Source organism: uncultured Lentibacter sp., from assembly GCF_937123735.1.
Taxonomy (GTDB): Bacteria; Pseudomonadota; Alphaproteobacteria; order Rhodobacterales; family Rhodobacteraceae; genus Lentibacter.
Map to the genome: position 1 here is coordinate 62,867 of NZ_CAKZKL010000034.1, position 19,203 is coordinate 82,069.

At 55.3% G+C, this 19,203-nt stretch carries 17 protein-coding genes and 1 pseudogene; 3 read left to right on the forward strand and 15 right to left on the reverse strand.

What is annotated here, in order from left to right; all coding sequences use genetic code 11:
* Nucleotides 1-19: 19 nt before the first annotated feature.
* From raiA to Q0478_RS11305, 5 genes are all read right to left on the reverse strand, one after another.
* Nucleotides 20-589 (reverse strand): ribosome-associated translation inhibitor RaiA, encoded by a 570-nt coding sequence (raiA, locus tag Q0478_RS11285; protein ID WP_298679312.1) that lies wholly within the window; start codon nucleotides 587-589, stop codon nucleotides 20-22.
* Between the two features lie 228 nt (nucleotides 590-817).
* The gene (gene lptB / locus Q0478_RS11290) at nucleotides 818-1,585 is read right to left on the reverse strand and encodes an LPS export ABC transporter ATP-binding protein (RefSeq protein WP_298679314.1); all 768 of its coding nucleotides are present in this window, start codon (nucleotides 1,583-1,585) and stop codon (nucleotides 818-820) included.
* The gene (locus tag Q0478_RS11295) at nucleotides 1,572-2,057 is read right to left on the reverse strand and encodes an LptA/OstA family protein (RefSeq protein ID WP_298679316.1); all 486 of its coding nucleotides are present in this window, start codon (nucleotides 2,055-2,057) and stop codon (nucleotides 1,572-1,574) included. The genes lptB and Q0478_RS11295 overlap by 14 nt, the downstream gene beginning before the upstream one ends.
* A gap of 4 nt (nucleotides 2,058-2,061) precedes the next feature.
* Nucleotides 2,062-2,676 (reverse strand): LPS export ABC transporter periplasmic protein LptC, encoded by a 615-nt coding sequence (gene lptC, locus Q0478_RS11300; RefSeq protein ID WP_298679319.1) that lies wholly within the window; start codon nucleotides 2,674-2,676, stop codon nucleotides 2,062-2,064.
* A 42-nt stretch (nucleotides 2,677-2,718) separates the two neighbouring features.
* Nucleotides 2,719-3,333 carry a ribonuclease D gene (locus Q0478_RS11305; protein ID WP_298679320.1) on the reverse strand — a complete coding sequence of 205 codons (615 nt, stop codon included), beginning with the start codon at nucleotides 3,331-3,333 and terminating at the stop codon, nucleotides 2,719-2,721.
* A gap of 137 nt (nucleotides 3,334-3,470) precedes the next feature.
* On the opposite strand from Q0478_RS11305, the gene Q0478_RS11310 reads away from it, so the two are divergent.
* Nucleotides 3,471-5,138 carry a thiamine pyrophosphate-binding protein gene (locus tag Q0478_RS11310; protein WP_298679322.1) on the forward strand — a complete coding sequence of 556 codons (1,668 nt, stop codon included), beginning with the start codon at nucleotides 3,471-3,473 and terminating at the stop codon, nucleotides 5,136-5,138.
* Between the two features lie 44 nt (nucleotides 5,139-5,182).
* On the opposite strand, the gene Q0478_RS11315 is transcribed toward Q0478_RS11310, so the two are convergent.
* The 10 genes and pseudogenes from Q0478_RS11315 to Q0478_RS11360 form a co-directional block, all read right to left on the reverse strand.
* Entirely contained in the window at nucleotides 5,183-5,494 is a 312-nt protein-coding gene (locus tag Q0478_RS11315; protein ID WP_298679323.1) for an H-NS histone family protein, read from the reverse strand.
* A 139-nt stretch (nucleotides 5,495-5,633) separates the two neighbouring features.
* The gene (locus tag Q0478_RS11320; RefSeq protein WP_298679325.1) at nucleotides 5,634-7,022 is read right to left on the reverse strand and encodes a M10 family metallopeptidase C-terminal domain-containing protein; all 1,389 of its coding nucleotides are present in this window, start codon (nucleotides 7,020-7,022) and stop codon (nucleotides 5,634-5,636) included.
* 318 nt (nucleotides 7,023-7,340) lie between these two features.
* Nucleotides 7,341-8,330, reverse strand: coding sequence for a DUF2125 domain-containing protein (locus Q0478_RS11325; RefSeq protein ID WP_298679327.1), 990 nt, complete (start codon nucleotides 8,328-8,330; stop codon nucleotides 7,341-7,343).
* Between the two features lie 145 nt (nucleotides 8,331-8,475).
* A pseudogene (locus Q0478_RS11330) lies at nucleotides 8,476-8,670 on the reverse strand (hypothetical protein); the annotation flags it as partial.
* An 18-nt stretch (nucleotides 8,671-8,688) separates the two neighbouring features.
* A complete protein-coding gene (locus tag Q0478_RS11335; protein ID WP_298679331.1) occupies nucleotides 8,689-8,913 on the reverse strand; it encodes a DUF6447 family protein in 225 nt (74 codons plus the stop codon).
* 10 nt (nucleotides 8,914-8,923) lie between these two features.
* Nucleotides 8,924-9,136, reverse strand: a complete 213-nt coding sequence (locus Q0478_RS11340) for a DUF6447 family protein (RefSeq protein ID WP_298679333.1) — start codon at nucleotides 9,134-9,136, stop codon at nucleotides 8,924-8,926.
* Nucleotides 9,137-9,380: 244 nt separating this feature from the next.
* Entirely contained in the window at nucleotides 9,381-9,740 is a 360-nt protein-coding gene (locus Q0478_RS11345; RefSeq protein ID WP_298679335.1) for a hypothetical protein, read from the reverse strand.
* Between the two features lie 42 nt (nucleotides 9,741-9,782).
* Nucleotides 9,783-11,090, reverse strand: a complete 1,308-nt coding sequence (locus tag Q0478_RS11350) for an HlyD family type I secretion periplasmic adaptor subunit (RefSeq protein ID WP_298679337.1) — start codon at nucleotides 11,088-11,090, stop codon at nucleotides 9,783-9,785.
* A gap of 19 nt (nucleotides 11,091-11,109) precedes the next feature.
* Complete coding sequence (locus Q0478_RS11355) at nucleotides 11,110-13,260, reverse strand: type I secretion system permease/ATPase (RefSeq protein WP_298679339.1); 2,151 nt, start codon at nucleotides 13,258-13,260, stop codon at nucleotides 11,110-11,112.
* Nucleotides 13,260-14,639 carry a TolC family protein gene (locus Q0478_RS11360; RefSeq protein WP_298679341.1) on the reverse strand — a complete coding sequence of 460 codons (1,380 nt, stop codon included), beginning with the start codon at nucleotides 14,637-14,639 and terminating at the stop codon, nucleotides 13,260-13,262. The genes Q0478_RS11355 and Q0478_RS11360 overlap by 1 nt, the downstream gene beginning before the upstream one ends.
* A 336-nt stretch (nucleotides 14,640-14,975) precedes the next feature.
* Between Q0478_RS11360 and Q0478_RS11365 the strand changes: the two genes are divergently transcribed.
* On the forward strand, nucleotides 14,976-17,933 hold the full coding sequence (locus Q0478_RS11365; RefSeq protein WP_298679343.1) for a calcium-binding protein: 2,958 nt from the start codon (nucleotides 14,976-14,978) through the stop codon (nucleotides 17,931-17,933).
* A gap of 399 nt (nucleotides 17,934-18,332) precedes the next feature.
* Nucleotides 18,333-19,097: a hypothetical protein gene (locus Q0478_RS11370; protein WP_298679345.1), complete on the forward strand. Its 765-nt coding sequence runs from the start codon at nucleotides 18,333-18,335 to the stop codon at nucleotides 19,095-19,097.
* Nucleotides 19,098-19,203 lie beyond the last annotated feature (106 nt).

Here is a 19,203-nt window from a genome sequence, read left to right on the forward strand (position 1 = left end):
GCGCAGAAAGATGCGCCTGTTATTTACCAGGGTCTATCCAGCCGATATTGCCATCATCCCGGCGATACACGACGTTGAGACCATCCTTACTCTCATTGCGGAAAACCAAAACGGGAGCACCAGAAAGTTCCATCTGCATAACAGCTTCACCAACAGAGAGCGACTGAATTTTGGTCTCCATCTCTGCGATGATCATTGGTTGCAGCGAATCTGGCTCCGATTCCTGATTTCCATCATCAGATGCGAGGATATAAGAGGCGGCTCCGAAAAGTTCAACCGGTTCGGCGCGCTCTTTATGGTGGTCTTTCAGGCGGCGCTTATACCGTCTGAGTTGCTTCTCCATTTTCTCGCAGCAGCCGTCAAAGGCGGCGTAGATTTCTGTTGCGCTGGCCTTGGCCGAGGCTGTGAGGCCGGTGGAAAGATGCACGGTGGCTTCGCAATTGAACTCATGCCCGCTTTTGGAAAAGATCACGACAGCCTCTGTCGGGCGTTCCGCATATTTTGCAACGGCGGCGCCGAGCTCTTCTGTGACATGGATCTGAAGGGCTTCGCCAATGTCGATCTGCTTTCCACTGATTTGGTAGCGCATCTCTATTCCTTTTCTATTTGGGACGAGCCAAAGATTGAGCTGCCTCAAAGGGCGGCCTGACTCTCTGTGGTGTCATCCGGATTTGCGGCATTTCGGCAGTTTGTGCTGGGGCGCTGCAAGAAATGCAGGGCGCGTTTTCAAACAAGCACAAAGACGATTTGCCATGAGCCAATTTGAGGCCACGAAGCTATGGCTTGTCAACCGAAACCGATATGGGCTGGTAAAAATTCAGGAAATGCGGAAGCTATCGCCGAGGTAGACCCTGCGGACATTCTCGTTTTGGACAACCTCCTCGGGGCTGCCCGACATGAGGACCGTGCCGTCATGCAGGATATAGGCGCGATCAACGATTTCCAGCGTTTCGCGCACATTGTGATCGGTGATGAGCACGCCGATGCCACGCGTCTTGAGGTCGGAGACAAGGCCGCGAATATCGCCGACGGAAATGGGATCAACGCCGGCAAAGGGCTCGTCCAGCAGCAGATAGGCCGGGTTGGCGGCAAGGCAGCGGGCAATTTCGACACGGCGACGCTCGCCCCCTGAGAGGGCCATAGCCGGTGCGCGGCGCAGGTGTTCTATGGAAAACTCCGACAAGAGCGCTTCGAGCTTCTTGGCGCGTTCGCGGCGGCTGGGCTCCACGATTTCGAGCACGGCGGCGATATTGTCTTCGACGGACAGCCCCCGGAAAATCGACATTTCCTGCGGCAGATAACCCACTCCGAGGCGCGCCCGGCGATACATGGGCAGCTCTGTCACGTCGACATCATCCAAGATGACATGCCCGCCCTCGGCCTGAACCAACCCGGCGATGGCATAGAAGGTGGTTGTCTTGCCCGAGCCGTTTGGCCCCAGCAACGCCACCACTTCGCCGCGTTGCAGCTCCAGCGAGACATCCCGTATCACCGGGCGGCGCTTGTAGCTTTTGCGCAGGTTGCGCACCTTCAGCCCGCTTTGGCCGGTGGTGACAGAGAGGGTGGGGGCGCTAGTTTTTGACATCAAGCACCGTTCTCACATTGCCTTCGAGGCGGGCTGTGCCTGCGCGGGTGTCCACGTCCATCCGGTCTGCTGTGATCGAGGTTTGCGCTTGCACCAGCAGCACATCACCCGACAGCAGAATGCGCCCTGTTGTCATGTCGTATTCTGCATTGGCGGCTTCGGCGGCGTCCTCGCCGCTGACCAGTGTGACCCCGCCGGAGGCGACAAGCCGGGCGATCTGCGAGCGCGTGCTATCATAGACAATGCGCACAGTTTTGGCGGCCAGACGCAGGCTGCCTTGGCCAATGAGCACATTGCCGGTGAGCGTGGCGGTGCCTGTGGCCTGGTTGATGTCCATCGTGTCCGAGGAGACTTCCACGGGCGCGGCGGCATCTTGCTTGAGGGCGCCGAAAGCGATGCTTGTGCCTTGGGCCAAAGCAGGGCTTGCGAGCGCCATGCAGAGCGATGTGACTATCAAAAATGCAGAGCGCAATGGGTTATTCCTCGTCTTTCGGGGGCGTGTATACCAGCTTCACGCCACCCATCAGTAGAATATGCGCATCTTTTTCCCCTTTGGGAACCTTTAGCGTCATTTGATTGGCCTGAAAGGTAAACCCCGGCCCTTCGCCGGTGAGCGGGCCGGGGCTCGCGGCCATGAGGGTGGACAGGTGCAGAACAAGCTCCGGGGTGGCAAAATTGTAACCCGTGGTTGTGACGGCGGTTACGCCCTGGGCAAGGGTGATTGTCTCGGCCTCGGTGTCATGGGTGGCGATTGACGCGGACAAAGTGATCAGCTGGCCCGAGCTGAGCTTTATCTGCGCAGAGGCGTCGCGGGCCTCCATTTGGCCACTGTCGTTTGTGTCTTGCCGGGCGTGGGCGGCCCGCAAGGAGATCAGGTCACCCCGATGGGTGACGCCAAACACCTGTGGATTGGAGATCTGCTGATTTTCTGTGCGCTCGGCCAGATCATCTTCGGAGAAGGGAATGGTTGCGCCAGGATCGACGCTGCGTGATAGCAAGAACAGCGTCGAGAGCAGGCCGAGCGCTATAATTGGCAGGGTGATTTTGGCCCATGCCACCAGCCTTGTGTGCCTGTCGATCCGGCTTTGCATCTGCTGTTGGCCCTTTGCCGCTGGATGACTGTTGTTGCGCGCTCAGGCGTGAGCGAAGATATCGGTTTCCGGCCAGCCTTCCAGATCAAGCAGCGCACGGGTGGGCAGGAAGCCAAAACACGCCTGCGCCAATGCGCTGCGGCCCTCGCGCTCCAGCATGATTTCCAGCTTCTCGCGCAGTTTGTGCAAATGTAGCACATCGGAGGCGGCATAGTCGATCTGGGCTTTGGAGAGCGTCTCGGCCCCCCAGTCAGAGCTTTGCTGCTGTTTGGAAATATCTTCGCTCAACAGTTCTTGCAGCAGGTTTTTGAGCCCGTGTCTGTCGGTGTAGGTGCGCACGAGGCGGCTGGCAATTTTGGTGCAATAGACCGGCGCTGTGAGCGCGCCGAAGGTGTGGTGCATCACCGCGATGTCAAACCGGCCGAAGTGAAAGAGTTTGAGCACATCGGGGTTGGTCAACAGGGCGCACAGGTTGGGGGCCTCTGTTTGGCCTTTGGCGATCTGAACGAGATGGGCATGGCCATCGCCCGAGGAGAGCTGGACAACGCAGAGCCTGTCGCGGTTGGGGTGCAGGCCCATGGTTTCGCAATCAATCGCGACAATGGGGCCGAGATCGAGCCCATCGGGAAGATCGTTTTGGTAGAGGTGGTTTGTCATAAGCTTGCCTTTTGCGCCAGTCGCGGGAGTTGCCCTGTCATACTGGCTTGCCCGGCAAGTTCAAGCAAGCAGAGGGTGCTTTCCTTGCTGCCCATCTCTGGCTACGGTGGCGCAAAACCGCGCAGGAGGCCCAGCTGATGAGTGCAGAGACGAGTGCAGAGACAACCGCGCCCCGCCATGGCGGCCAGATCCTCGTGGACGCGCTCACGGCGCAGGGGGTGACCCGTGTTTTCTGCATTCCTGGCGAAAGCTATCTGGCGGCGCTTGACGGGCTGTATGAATCGGGGATCGACACGGTTGTGGCCCGGCAAGAGGGTGGCGCAGCCATGATGGCCGAGGCGCATGGCAAGCTTACGGGCCACCCGGGGGTTGCCTTTGTCACCCGCGGGCCGGGCGCCACCAATGCGTCTGCGGGCGTGCATGTGGCGATGCAGGACAGCACGCCGATGATTTTGTTTATCGGGCAGGTGGCCAGCGACCAGCGTGACCGGGAGGCCTTTCAGGAGGTGGATTACCGCGCGATGTTTGGCCCTCTGGCCAAGTGGGTGGGTGAAATTGACCGGCTCGACCGCATTCCCGAATATGTCAGCCATGCGTTCCACCTGGCCCAGAACGGCCGGCCCGGGCCTGTGGTTTTGTCCCTGCCCGAGGATATGCTTTCGTCGGTGGGTGACGCGGTGGCGGCGGCGGCGGCGACGCGGGTTTCCGGCAAGGCCAGCGACGACGATCTGGCCGCCACTGTGGCGCTGCTGGCCGGGGCAAAGCGGCCAATGGTTGTTGTGGGTGGCGGCGGCTGGAGTGCGGCGGCGGCCAAGGCTCTGGGCGATTTTGCGGCGGCAGCGGCGCTTCCTGTAGGGGCATCATTCAGGTGTCAGGATTATCTGGACAACCGCCACCCCAACTATGTTGGAGATGTGGGGATCGGGATCAATCCGGCGCTGGCGAAACGGGTGACAGAAGCGGATGTGCTGCTTGTTTTGGGGGCGCGCATGGGGGAGATGACGACAAGCGGTTACAGCTTGCTGGATATTCCAGCGCCCTCTCAGAAGCTTATTCATGTTTACCCTGATGCACGAGAGATTGGCCGTGTATACCGGCCTGAACTGGGCGTTGTGGCGCGGCCTGCGGCCTTTGTGCAGCAGCTTTTGGCCATCGCCCATGCCGCGCGGGGCGCGCGCGCTTCGGATGTGGCAGCGGCCCGTGCGGCTTATGAGGCCTGGCAGGAGCCGGAAGAAACGCCTGGCCCGCTCAAGATGGAGCAGGTGATCGGGCATTTGAACGCTGTTTTGCCCGATGATGCGATTGTGACCAACGGGGCTGGGAACTATGCCTCCTGGTTGCACCGATATTACCGGTATCGCAACTGGCGTACCCAGCTTGCGCCCACCAGCGGCTCTATGGGTTACGGGCTGCCGGCGGCTGTGGCGGCCAAGCTTGCGCGCCCTGAACAGGAGGTCGTTTGCCTGGCGGGCGATGGCTGTTACCAGATGGTGATGCAGGAATTTGGCACTGCGGCGCAATATGGGGCGTCTGTGATTGTGTTGGTCTGTGACAATGGCATGTATGGCACAATCCGGATGCACCAGCAAAAGCACTACCCCAAGCGCCCGTCGGGGACGACCTTGGTGAACCCAGATTTTGCAATGATTGCCAGGGCTTATGGCGGATTTGGCGCGACGGTGACAGACAATGCGGGCTTTGAGCAGGCCTTTGCCGAGGCGCGCCGTTCGGGCTTGCCTGCCCTGCTGCACCTCAAGCTGGATCCGGCGGCGCTTTCGCCCAAGCTCAGGCTTGAGACCCTCTGAACGCCCCACCCCCGCAGGATCGGGGCTGGGGCTGTCGGGTGGGGCTAGATTCTCAGATCTTCGGGTGTTTTGCCGGCTTTCAGGGCGGCCTCAAACCATTTGGGCTTGCGCCCGCGGCCCGACCACAGCTGCGCCGGGTTTTCAGGATCGCGGTATTTTGGCGGCACAGGGCCGCGCTTGCGAGAGGGCCCGGTGCTTTGTAGCAGCTCTTTGAGCGAGAACCCTTTGGCATCTGCCAGGGCCTCAAGCTCGGCCAGCGCCGCGGCTTTCTGACGTTTCTCGAACTCGGCAATCGCCAAGGCGACATCCTGTTGCAATTGCTTCAATTCGGGGAGGGACAGGTTTTCGAGATTCATGGCACATAACTTTCGATAACTAATTACAGCTTTAGATGTATTTTGATAGCGGTCTAAAAACAACAATAAAGGTGCGGTTTGGCCTGATTTTTTACAATTGCTTATTCAAGCGCCAGAAAACGGCCTGATGCGGCGGATGTTATATAAAGTTGTTATTGTGCCAAGAGTCGATGTCGAGTGCGTTGCCCGAAAAGGTTGCAAGATGGGCGATTGCGAGGCTTGAGCCGCTATTGGCGACATGGAACAACTGTTGGTCTTCGCCGGTTGCCTGCGTTGAAGCCGAGAGCACATAAACAGTTGAGTTTGAGGCAATTTGCAGATCAGACAGCGCACCACCTGCGGAGAGCGCGGAGAGCAGGCCGCTGGCTGTGTCCAATGCGTCATCGACCAGCCGCAGGATCACATTGCTCACTGTGACCACAGGCACCAGCGCGGCGGCGACAACGGATTGGAGCGGCTGATCAGAGGTGAGCGAGAGATCGACAACATCGCCTGAAGCGCCCTGTTGAAAAGAGAAAACCGTGTCTGTTCCGTTGTTTGAGGCTGTGCTCTCAAAGCGAAGCACATCACGGTGGGCGCTCAGCTCTGACAGGTCAATTTCGTCATTGCCGGGGCCGCCTTGCACCGTATCGCTGCCGTCGCTCGCAAAAATGCGGTCATGGCCAGCGCCGCCTATGAGGGTGTTGTCGCCAGCATTACCGATCAGATAATCGTTGCCCGCGCCGCCTATGGCGTTCTCAATGTCTGATCCGGCTGAGATGGTCAGTTGGTTGGGTGCGGTGATCAGGTTTGACGCTCCCCCGAGATGGCTCTGCATTTCTACCCGTAGATCGATCAGCGCGGCGCTGCTTTGACTCTCGGCAGATATCGTATCTGTGCCAGCACCATCGAGAATAAAGACACCAGAGGCGCTTGAAAAGGAATAGGTGTCATCGCCGGGTTTATGGGTGGGCTTCACGCCAAAAAGCCGCGCAAAAGCCATCAAATCAAGGTCGCGGTAAGCTCCGTCATAGGCCGCCTCGACTTGGGTGTAAGTTGTCACCGTCCAGTTTGAATTGTCTTCCGCGGCTGAAAGCAGCTCTGTGGCTGTGCCATCGGCTTCAAACGGATGTTTTAGGCCAAGCGCGTGTGCCAGCTCGTGGAGCAGCAGTTCGTAATCAAAGTTGGACGTGGTGCCCGTAACCGCCGGAGCATTATAGACAGTGGAAAGGAAGATATCAGATCCGATATAGTCGGCAGTCTCGGGAAAATAGGCGTATCCGGCCGTCTCGAATTGATCGTTTTGTGAAACAACAATGGTATTAAATGTTTCCAAGCTCGATGTTTCTGTAAAAGTTACGTTGAAAACACCCTCAAGGTTATTGAAAATTTCAAGAAAGGCCGCTTGAACAGCGGGAGAGGCGGCCTGCCAGCCAATACTGTCCATACCGGTGAAGTAGCTCGGCATAACCTCGGGAAACGCGAATTGGATAACGTTGTCATGAGACTGGTAAAACGTGCCCAGCTCGTCAAATCTGCTGCTTGCCAAAGCCTTTACCCAGTAAGGGTCGATTTTGTCTGTTTGTAGCGCAAAGGCGTTTGGATCGGCGGTTGTGGGCGCTCTGTAGGCAGAGGCGGGCGGCGTGTAACTGCTGGGCAGACCAGTGGTTGTGTTATCTGCCGGGGGGGGGCTGATCCCGACTGGGCTGTCGCTGCCACAGCCACTTAAGAGCGGCGCTGCGAATAAGAAATATGAGGGATGTGGCTTATACTGCCACGACCTTTTTTTATCTTGAGGCGATGAAACGCTTTTGTTTGATAACATTAAGCCAGATCCAGCAACTTATTTTAGAAAAATGCGCTTCTGTTATCTTAATACACCAAAGTTGAGTGCGCCGTAGGATATTTTATCGTTCTGGATGGTGAGCGGGATGGTCAAACTGTTTTCCATGCCGTCTTGGGCGTCCAGATCAGTGAGAACCGTGGTGAAAAAACCCTCAAGATTGGGGGCGACATAGCCTAGGTCCTTGGCCAATTGAAACAAGTCTTGCCACCCTTCTACAGAGATGTTCAGGGTGCCTGTCGCGGTTTTGGCGGTATCATAAGCGAGCTGACCGGCGATTGATATTTGCGCTGAGCCAAAATCAAACTGGGCATTTTGCACTGCAATCTGCCGAGCTTCGGGCAAGCCATTCTCAAGCACAAGACGGTCGAGCGAGCCGGAGAGCAGCACGGCACCGTCAACTTTAACTCTCTGAATTACATGATAATTTTCTGGCAGGTGCTTAAGCACATCTGAAAGGTCAAGCGCCTGGACGTTGGCAGAGATCTGATAGGTTTGCGGGGTCTGCGGGTGGGGCGCGAAGCTGGCCAGAAGCGCTGTGATGTGCGCGCGCCAGCTGTTGGGGGCCGTGAGATTGAGCGCGCTTGCCTCAATTGTCAGATGGCCCAGCGGCAGGCGTAAATTGGGTTGAACCAACAGCGTTATGGCGGCTTGCGCGGCGTCGATGTCGATGGTTCCGAGCGCCCCTGACAGCCGGTGAGCTTGGGACAGATCAAGCGTAATGGCGTTGGGGGCGTAGCTTTTCGCATCGGCTGTGACACCCTCAGTGACCCAAGTGAGAGAGTTATCCGCACTCAGCAGAATATCGGTGAGGCCAATGTCAAAACGGGTTGGGTATCCCGTGAGCGCGGCGAGTTTGAACTGCGCGTCCAGCCCTGGGATTTGCGTTTCTCCGGCGATAGCGACGCCTTTTTTGAGCGCATAGGCAGTGGCCGCCCAATACCCAGACCAAATTAGGCATGGGAGAATAAGCAAAAAGGCAACGCGCCGCAGGAGTTTTACCGACCTTGTCACATTCCACTCATTTCAAGTTGTTTCACGCCCCGATTGCGGGCCGAGCATACCGAAATATGCGTGGCCCCAAGTGTAAGAAATATGTCCTGCATATGGAGATAATCGGCGCTCTTTATTCTATGGACATAATTCTAAAAAGCAGTTGTTATTCGGCCTTTTCAAGCTCTGCTTTAAGCGCCGCGATATAAGAGTTTCGAGCTGTTTGAAAAACCGAAATCTCGTTTTGCAGCTTGCGCATCTGAACTTCCAGAAATTGTAGGCTGGCCAATTGGGCCTTGCCGTTGTCTGTCAGCTCTTCGGTGTTGTAGTCCATGCCATCGACGGTAATTTTGGGCATTTTTTCTTCCTTTTCAGTTCGTTAGTCAAAGAGGGAGGCAATATCAACGCCGGATTTGCCCTTGATTATTTCACGTTTAAGCTCGTCTATGTAACTTCGCTTGGCGCGGGTAAAAATGGCGTTCAGATTTTGCATTTCCTGAAGGCGCGCATTTACTTCCTGAAGGGACGCAACCACCTTTTTGGCGTTTGCGCTCAGGGCGTCCAGGTCATATTCGGTGCCATCCAGGTTAATGCGCTGTGCCATCTGGATCGGCTTACTTGCGGCCAGCTTTCAGCAGCTCGCCCTTCAGGGCGGCTGTGTATCCGAGGCGGGCGGTGTCTGCGACAGCCCATTCGTTCTGACGCTGCTGAATTTGCTCGTCGACAAACTGAACATTCGCAATCTGCGCCTTTGCGGCATCAGACATTTCGGCCAGTTTATAATCCTTGCCATCCACTGTGATAACCTGATCGGATTGAGTTGCCATCATTGGCTCCTTTACGTTTATTGAACTCGGCGAATGAGTAAATCAGCCGGTCTGTTTGATTCCCAAAACAGTTATATGTTGCAAGGCCTTATTCCTTATTTTTATATACATCGAGTGGCTTATCTTCAACAGACAACTCCATTTTGGAGACTTATTAAGCAGAATAAAGTGGCACATATTTGCAGGCAACTACGGGTGTTGAACAAAGCTGCTGAGCTTTAGGTTTTTAGGCCGGGCCTTGGTGTCATATTGCGATATTTGTGACCTCTGGCAGAGAGGTGTGCCGACGGCTTTCGATGAATTGTGCCAGCTCGGCGGCAAGTTGTGGGCTTAACTTGAGAGACTTTCGACTCTTCTTTTCACTCCTGGTGATTTCCAGGCAGCCTTCTTCGATTTTGAGTTTTACAAACGCATACATGGTCATCGGGTTTTCTGTGCGCGTGTGCAACATATCGATGTAATTCCAGATGCCGAAATCGGGGTTGCCATCGAGCTCTGCAATGGTGAGCAGCAGCTCCCATTTGCTGAGGCTTTTCATAAATGGAAACAGCATTGATTTCGTGTCTACGCCACGCAGAACGAGCAATTCATTTGTGATTGTCATTATGGTGAGACTTTCTGCTAAATGGTCTTCTTCGGGTTCGGGTTAATCTCTCAGAGCGAGTTCTTTTACCTTGGCGACAGGCTGCCAGATATAGTCGAGCACGGTGCGCTTCCCGGAGACCACATCAACGGAGGCTGTCATGCCGGGCAGGAGCGTGACCTCCTCGCCGGTGGCCAGTGTGATGGTGCTGTCAAGAGAGACGTCGATCAGGTAGAACGTGCCGGCGCTATCACCGTTCTCAGAGATCGCATCCGGGCTGATGCTCATGACATGCCCGTTCACCGCGCCGTAGCGGGAGGAGTCATAGGCGCTGAGCCGAATGCGGGCCAGATCATCCAGACGAATGCTTGAGATGTCCTTCGGGTCAATCTTGGCTTCGAGCTTGAGCGCCTCACCGGTTGGAACGATCTCCAGAATAACGTCGCCGGCTTTGACATAGGCGCCGACGGTTTGGAAATTGATCCGGTTGACGATCCCATCAACGGGTGCGCGGATGATCGTGCGTTTCACGCGCTCCCTGAGAGCGGGCACAAGGGTGTTTACTTCGCTCAGCTCGGCCACAACTGCGTTCAGCTCTTCAAGCGCGCTGCGCTTGTAGCTGTCGAGGCTGTTGGCGATCTGGTTTTCTATTTCCGAAATAGCCGATCCGGCGCTGGCCACACGGGTGATGGCATTCTGGATCTCGCCCGTCATGCGCTGCTCTTCGCGGCGCAGTTCCAGAAGGCGGGTTTCAGGCATGATATTCTGGATGACCAAAGGATTGATGATGGCGATTTCAGAGCTGACAAGCTCCAGCATGTTGCGGGAGGTTTCCAGAGCCTGCTCTGCGGCGATCAGGGCTTGCTGGCGCTGTGCTTTTTGCTGTTCCAGAATAGACAGCGAGCCGGCGAGCTCTTTGCGTTTGGCCGTGTGCAGGGCGAGTTCTGTTGCGGCGGTATCCTTTGAGGTGGCAATCATGGCGCTGTCGGGTGCAAAGCTCTGGCCTGTGCTTTCCGCCTTGAGGCGCAGCTCGCGCACCGAAAGAGTGGCCGCGCGCTGTTGCAGTTTGTCGAGCTCAGCTTGCAGTTCAATCGGGTTGATCTCATAGAGCACATCTCCTTGTTTTACCAAAGAATTTTCGCTGACTGAGCGCGAGAGAATAACCCCCGATTCCGAAGATTGGACCATTTGGTTCTGGGTGGTGGAGACAACTTTGCCGTCACCCCGGGTCACATTGTCCAGCTCGGCAATAGAGGCCCAACCCACGATCACCACAATGAAAGCCGCGACAAGCACGATAATCAGCGAGTTTCCAAAGCCCTCTCGCTCTTCCATCTCCCGGGATAGCTTTTCGAATTCTGATATCGGCATGATACTCTCTTAACTCTAATTATTTCAGCTGCTCGGGGGGCGCGTCGACGATGATCTTGCCCTGATCCATGACCAGCACGCGCGTCACCAGCTTGAGCAGGGTGTTGCGGTGTGTGACAGCAATCATTGTGCGGTTTTGCAGATAGCCAGACAGGCGCTCCAGAACGGCAGCTTCTGTTGAGGAATCCATGGAGCTGGTGGGCTCGTCGAGCACCAGAACATTCGGCTCATGGAGCAGCGCGCGGCTGAGGTTGATTGACTGGCGCTGTCCGCCGGACAGGCCAACGCCGCGTTCCTTGATCTTGAGGTCATATCCCGCAGGGTTGCCCTTGATGAAGTCATCCGTGCCGGACAGCTGGCACACCTTGAGCAGGTGGGCATCGTCATATTCATAATATCCAAGCTGGATATTTTCGCGCACGGTTCCGGAGAAGAGCCAAGCCTCTTGCAGCATCACGCCTAGGTTGCGTTGAAGATCGGATTTATCAATCTGGCGCAGGTCGATTCCATCCATCAGGATAGAGCCTTCCGTGGGCTGGATCAGCCCGGCGCACAGCTTTGCAAAGGTTGATTTGCCCGAGCCCATGCGGCCCAGAACGGCCAGCTTTTCCCCCGCGGGGATCTTGATGGACAGATCCTTGATCAGCGGGGTTTTGGCCCCGGGGAAGGTGTAGGACACGTTCTTAAACTCGATCTCACCACGCAAGACAGGGCGGCTCAGGCGCTGGTCTGATTTGTCGACCCCATCCGTGCGTTTCATCAGGGCATCTATCGAGCGGAAGGCCTGTCGGGCCGAGTTGGCCCGAGACAGGGCCGAAGCCACCTGACCGAGCGGGCCAAGCGCCCGTCCGCCAAGGATCACGGCCGCAATCAGCCCGCCCATGGTCAGCTGTTGCGCCTGGATGAGAAAGACGCCGTAAAAGATGGTTGCGACCTGTGCGATTTGCTGGATGGAGGCGGCAGAGTTGATCGCAAATTGAGAGAAAATCCGACTTTTCAGACCGAGCTCTGATTGGTCCAGCGTGGCCACTTCAAAGCGGTTTTTCATCAGCCGGCCGGCGCCTGTGGCTTGGATGGTTTCCAGCCCGTTCAGGGTTTCCACGAGGACCGCCTGTTTTGACATGCCCGTGGTCATGGCCCCGGAGGCAAGCCGCGCAAGGATTGGCTGAATGGCCAGCCCGATCAGCAGCACGCAGGGCACAGCAAGCAGCGGCACGATCGCGATATTTCCACCGATCAGGTAGACGATGTAGATGAAGAAAAAGATAAATGGCAAATCCACGATGGCGACCAATGTGGCCGATGTGAAGAACTCCCTCAGGGTATCAAACTCACGCACCACGCTGGCCACGGCTCCCGAGTTCTGATTGCCGGTATCAAGCCGCAGAGTGAGGATTTTATCAAACACCATACGCGACATGCGCCCGTCGGCTCTTTTGCTGGCGCGGTCAATAAAGTTTGCGCGTAAAGATTTGGTAATAAAGTCAAATCCGAGCGCGATCATCACCCCGATGGAGAGTGCAATCAGGGATTCGATCGCTTCATTGGGGACAACCCGGTCGTAGACAACCATCACGAACAACGAGGTGGACACCCCAAGGAAGTTGGACATGGTCGCCGCGAGAATAACCTGGGCATAGAGCCATTTCCCCTGGGCAAAAGCCGATAGGAACCAGCGTTTGCTGGACTGGGGCTCTGCGTTTTTGGCGCGTTGGGTCAGGATCAGGTGGCCCGAGTATTTGGCGGTAAACGCCTCGGCGGCCATTTTCTTGACCTTGAAGCCGTTTGCGACATCGGCCACGCGGAAGCTGCCATCGGGCTTTACGTCCGTCAGGATGAAGGGGCTGCCATCCTTCCAGAAGCCAAGGAGCGGGCAGTGGTTTTGAGAGAGGGTTTTGGCCGGGATCTCGCCAAAGCTGGCAACCTGGCCGATTTCGCGCAGCACGCTGACCATCTCGGCCGGTGTGAAGCTTTCGCCCGGCTCGGCTGGCAGATCTCTGATGGCGGCCTCGCTGTAAGCTTCGCCCTGATCGCGCAGAAAACGCTGAAGCGTTTGCACCAGTGCGGTGTCATCTGGCGTGGTTTTCGCTCCGGCGTCGGCTGTTTGATCTGTTGTGACAGCAGGCAGCTCGCTTGCCGCGCCATCGGTTTTTGGGGCCGGCATGTTCATTATTTTGTCGCCTTCATAGGTGCGTTCTGGGCGCTGAGCCCGAGCTTGCGCGCCAGCAATCCGGAGCTTGCAAGCATTTCAAGTTCCAGCTTTGCGAGCTCTGCCTGGGCCAGTATTTTCCGGTCTGTGGTGCGGTAGCTGTTCACTTCGGCATCAATCAGTTGGCGCACCGAGGTTTGGCCTGTAGCCAGCTGCGACCAGAGGATTTCGATCTCTTTCGCTGCGGAGACCTCTTGAGCGGCAAGCGTTACGAGGCTCTCGCGCAGGGCGGCGCGCTGGCTGAGGGCGGTATCAAGCTCGGATTTACCGGCCAGCTTCAACCCTTCTAGCGCTTGCTCTGTCGCTTCCAGGCGGGCGGCTTTGGCCGCTGTGTCTGCTTTGCGGCGGCCACCATCTCCGAGGATCCAGCGGACTTCAAACCCCAAGGCGAGGTTGGTTTGCTCGTCGCGGTCCATGGGCGAGGAGACCCCGGCGCTCAGCCCGACCGTGGGTTTTTCGCGGCCCTGCGCCGCCAGCAGAGCTTGTTTGGCCGACAACACCTGCGCCGCAGACTGAAGCAGAATCGGAGCTGTGCTCCAGTCGCGTTTGATTTTGGCAAGGTCGGCCTCGGTGAGCAGGGCGGGAGGCGCACTCAGGGCCTTGGGCGCTGCGCCGAACTGCTTGATATAGAGCGCTGTCGTTGCGGCCTTGCTGGCATCAATTTGAGACTTTTCCAGCACCAGGCTGCGCACCGCAATGTCGGCAGATGTGCTGGCGCTTTTGTCGATCATTCCGCTGGCGACGAGGGTTTCCATTTGACCAAGCATTTCCGTGGCCTTGACCATCAGCGCGGTGAGGGCGTCTTCGCGGGCCTGAAGGGCGTGCAGGTCGACCCAGGTGGCGCCAGCTTCGCGGGCTGTTCTGTTGGCGACAATCTCCGCCTCTGTCAGGGCGACGAGAGCGCTGGCCTGAGCGCCGTCGATCATCGCGCTGCTCAGGCCGCCGTCATAAATGACCTGCCGCAAGGAGAGGTTGGCGCTGGCCCCGTTGGTTGTTTGGGAGGCAAGACCCGCGCCGCGCTCAACCATGGAGCCAAGGTTGGCGCTGGTTTCAAGCTGCGGCTTGCGGGCGGCCTCAGAGACAGTCACAAGGTGGCGGGCCTCGGCGGCAGCGCCCAGGGCTGCGAGGTATTCGGGCGTTGCACCCACAGCGCGGGTAATGTCGGCCTTGAAACCGCCGGTGAGCTTGCTGGCCGTGCTACGCGCCTGCGCCGAAGAGGCCGAAACCTGCGCCAGCGCGCGGACCTCGTTTTCCAGCGTCTCACCGGTATATTGCGGCGCGCCACAGGCGGCGAGCACCATCACAGGCGCGACAACGAGGAGCTTGCTTTTGGTTTTCATGGTCAACTTCCCTCATGGGCCATATAAACGGCTTTATTGGTTAATACGGCTATATGAGAATTGAATTTGTTAAAACCCTTAATTTTAACGAAATGCCAGTATTTGCGTTAGAAATTCTATAATAAATTATTAAAACACTTTCTGCAAAACAGGGCCGCTGGGGGGATTTTATATATAGTATTTTGAGTATTGAACTGGATGTTTCGCGCGTGGTTTAAGGCATTAGTCAATATAAATGTCTGGAGATAAATAATGACGATCCAACAACACGCGTCCTTCGACGCCGAGGCTGCAGGGCTGAATGCTACCAGCAACACCAATCCCGCAGTGTCCAAAATGGTTAAACTTTGGGAATCAAAGAACGCCCAACGTGCACTCAAAGGCTCGGGCCTCACGCTCATGGCAATGTCCCTGACAGCTTGTGGAAGTGATTCGGTTGACACGCCCGCTGCAGTTGCTGTCGTGGATAGCGATCTTACAGTAAGCCCTGATACAATTTCTGCTTCAGGTGATGTAACGGCCGCTCGTGCTTACACTCCAGGCGGGAATGATCTGGTAAATACCCTTCAGTCAGATGACGTGATTACTGGTTTGGCTGGAACAGCTCAAGCTATGACGATCACGTTCGGCAACAACAATGATGCGGGCGCTGCTACAGTGGCTCCGACAATCACTAATATAGAAATAATCAACTTTAACAGCGTAAGCTCTGATGGCAACGTAGACACACTTGATCTTGGTAATGCGACGGGCGTGACAAACGTCAACGTTACATCCCTTGATGATAGCTTGGTGATTCGTGGTATCGATACAGTCGCTGTAAACGTTGCTGCGAACTCAGTTTCAGACGAAACAACCGGCGTTGGCTTTGAATTTGATGATAGTGCGGTGAGTGGCGCAGCGGATAGTGTCGACCTTGCAGTGAACGGATTTAACGGTGCTGACATCAACGTCGGTGCGGCCGCTTCAGAGACAGCAGACGGTACAGGCGTTGAAACTCTCAACCTTTCAGCATCCGGTTCGGCTTCAACAATTGCTAATATTGGCTCAACTGGAAACACCACCGTAAATGTTGATGCCGACGCAGAGTTGACCGTAACGGCAATGTCAGCGACTGGTATCGAAACCTTGAACCTTACGGGTTCAACGGCTGCTACAAGCATCAACGTTGCAGCTAACATTTCGGCTAATGAATTTGCTTACACGGGCGGTGCTGGTAGCGACACGCTGATTGCAAACTCTGGCTTTACAGGAACCGACACGCTTAATGCTGGTACTGGTTCTGCTGACGTTTTGAGCATTCGTGCAGCAGCGGGCTCCGCAGACGTAACGGTTGGCGCATTGAATGCAGATCTAGCGGCAGTTGCGACTGGCTGGGACACCCTTGATATGCGCTCTGTTGACAATGCCGGTGCTAACGCAACTGATTTCACGGTAGATATGGATCACTTGCCAGGCGTTTCAGCCGTATCCATGCGTGCAGGTGATACTGGCACTAAAACAGTATTTACGCTGAATGACTTGTCTGTTGCTCAGGCTGGCGCATTGTCGGTAACGCATACTGGTACCAACGGTGGTACAGATAGCGAAGTTATCGTTGATATGAAAGTCAACGGAACGGATACGGTTAAGTTGGCGGCAACTGTAACTGCAGATACTCAGGTCGTTGAACTTAACGATGCAAACGACAACATTGAGAACGCAGAAATCACATTGGCAGGTGCTGCAACGACAAACCTTGATGTAGATGTTTCATCGTTCCTGACATCGCTGAAAGTATCAGGTGGTGCAGCTGATGAATCACTGGTCATCACTAACGCACACACCTCCGCCACTTTGGATATGTCTGAGGTCGTATCTGATGTAACTGCAACTTTGGGCGCTGGCACACAAACAGCTTCCTTTGGTAGTGGTGACGACGAAGTTACGTCTGCAGCTGGTATCAAGACTGTTACCCTTGGTGCAGGTGATGATACATTCACAACAACAGTTGCGCAGCTTGGTACTGCCGCTACTTCATGGGACAGTGTTAATGCTGGCGAAGGCACAGATACTCTTGCACTGTCAACTATGACTGCTGTTACTGCTGAGGCGGGTGTAAATCTTACTGGTTTTGAGCGTCTTTCGATTACTGGCGACGTAGGTGCAGCTGCAACTCACAATATGGCTGCATATGGAAGCACATTTGCACGCATCACAGTGGGTGATACAGATGATGACTTGCTCACTTTGTCTAACGTTGCTTTGTCTTTCTCCGATTTGCGCATCAGTGCAGCGGCCGAGTCCGATACGGAAGTTGCATTAGAGCGTGTGATCGATACGGCCACCAACTCACTGGCCGTTACAATTGAGCGTGGTGAAACCGTTAAGGTTCTGACGATCAATGATGAAGAAACAGGTAGCTTTGGTCAGTCTGGAACCGCAGGTAACGTAATTATCACAACTCTGAACAATGGTGATATGACAAGCATGACTGTTACAGGTGCTGGTGATTTCACTGTAACCAACGCAATGTCTTCGACTGTTCTCGCTACAGTAGATGCATCTATTGCGACTGGCAGAGTTGATATGTCGGCAGCTAATTCCACGGTTGCAATTACTGCTACTGGTAACGCTCTCGATGGTGGTGTATTCGACTTCACCGGTGGTTCTGGTGATGATGTGATCACTGGCGGCTTGGCAGCTGACATCTTGATCGGTGGTGCAGGTACTGACACGATTGTTGGTGGTGCTGGTGCTGATGATATCACCGGTGGTGATGGCGCTGACACTCTCACAGGTGGCACTGGGCTCGACACTTTCCACTACGTAGCAACTACAGTTTCTACACATGGAGCCGATACGATTGCTGACTTTACAGCTTCGCAAGGCGATGAGATCTCGATCGATATTGCTACTGCTGGCGGTGCTGCTGGTACAGCCGATGGCCTTGTGCTGGTTGACGCTAATGGTGAAGCAGCGGCAGCAATTACGAATGCTGATCTTGTAGTGATTGAGGACGGGATCGTTATTGATGTAAGCGGTAATGCAACTGCAGATCTTGCGGCAATTAATGCGGTTCTCACGGACGGCGGCGACGACGAGGCGGCTGCAAACGCAGAGTTTATCGTTATTTTGAACGCTGACACCAACGGTGACGGTAATGCAGATGCAATCCAAGCTTGGTATATGCATGAAACTGGTGGTGCTAACAGCCAAGCTGATGAAGCAGCATTGATTGCTACACTTTCAAACCTTTCAGGTACTGCCGATTTGACTGATGTATTCGGTGTTACGAATGTTGAATTTGTCTAATCAATGAATATGTTTCCTCCGCTTTAGTGCGGGGGTAACTTTAAAAAACTGTTCGCTGTGGGTTCAACTAAAATCTCCAGTCGTACAAATGCCCATGGCAAGGGAAGCCTTTCAGCTAGAGATAGTTGGAAGGCTTTTTCTTTGCTCATATAGTCCTCAAAATGGAGATCCTCCCAATGAAACATATACTCCTCGGTGCGGCGCTTGTGAGCTAGGGTGGCGGCGGCCCTGTGGCGTGGGCAAAATTAACGTGGTTGGCGGACAATCATGACCACATCGTAACAATTGAGCATAACCAGTGATATTTTGTATTTAAGCCCCCAATCATACTTTTTGGTAAGACAACCTCCTTAGTGTGGCACGGTGATTGCAACTCTTGCCTAGGCATAGGAGGCTTATATGACAACTATAGCGCAAATTGACCAACTTATCAGCAACTTACAGGGTTTAAAGGCGTCTATTGCAAAACCTGCCGCCGATGCAGAAGGGGCTGACTTTGCGTCCGTTTTTGAATCTGCTGTGAGTGATGCCGAGGTTGTGGACAAAGGGCTGGCACCCATGACTTTGGCAAGCAACAGCGCTGTGAGTGCTGCGCTGCTCGCTAGCGAAATTGGGGGCATTGCTCGGTTCCGTTCAATCGATTTGCTCGTTGATACTGTTCAGGTTTCTCGGACAGCTCGCCCGAATATGCGAGAGTTTATGGATGCAACTGGAGCAAGCGCCGCTGATGCAAGTGAGCTTCTCTACGGTGTGATTGGCAGCAACGGCGATTATCGAGATTGGGATACCATCATGTCGTCCGACAACCCTATCGATGCTGCTCGAGCGGCGACTGCGCAGCTCTACAACAGTAGCTTAGGCTATGAGATGGTGAATGACGCCAGCTATGGAACGCCAGAATTTGCGGATGAACTTGCTGCTAAATCACTTTCGGACGAAACCACGCTAGGCAAGCACGGTAACTTTGCGCTGCACTCAACTGAGAATGTCAGCTCGCTCATGGCAGTCAGCAGCTCTGGTTTGCTGCTGCGTGGTGCTGGGTCAACGCCCGACCAAATTGAGCGCACAGCTTGGTTATTTGGTTTTTCTACCGAGGGACTTGGATCACTAGCGCAGAAAGCTGAAACTGCAGCGCTTAAAGATGCGCTGGAGAGTTTCGCCTGAGGAAGGTGCTTCTTGCACGCCAGTAACGGGCGGGTGCGGGCCTGTAACATGGACAAGGTGAGTGTGGTGGGCGAGCGAGCAGCTCCACGCTGTAGTGAGTGGGCAG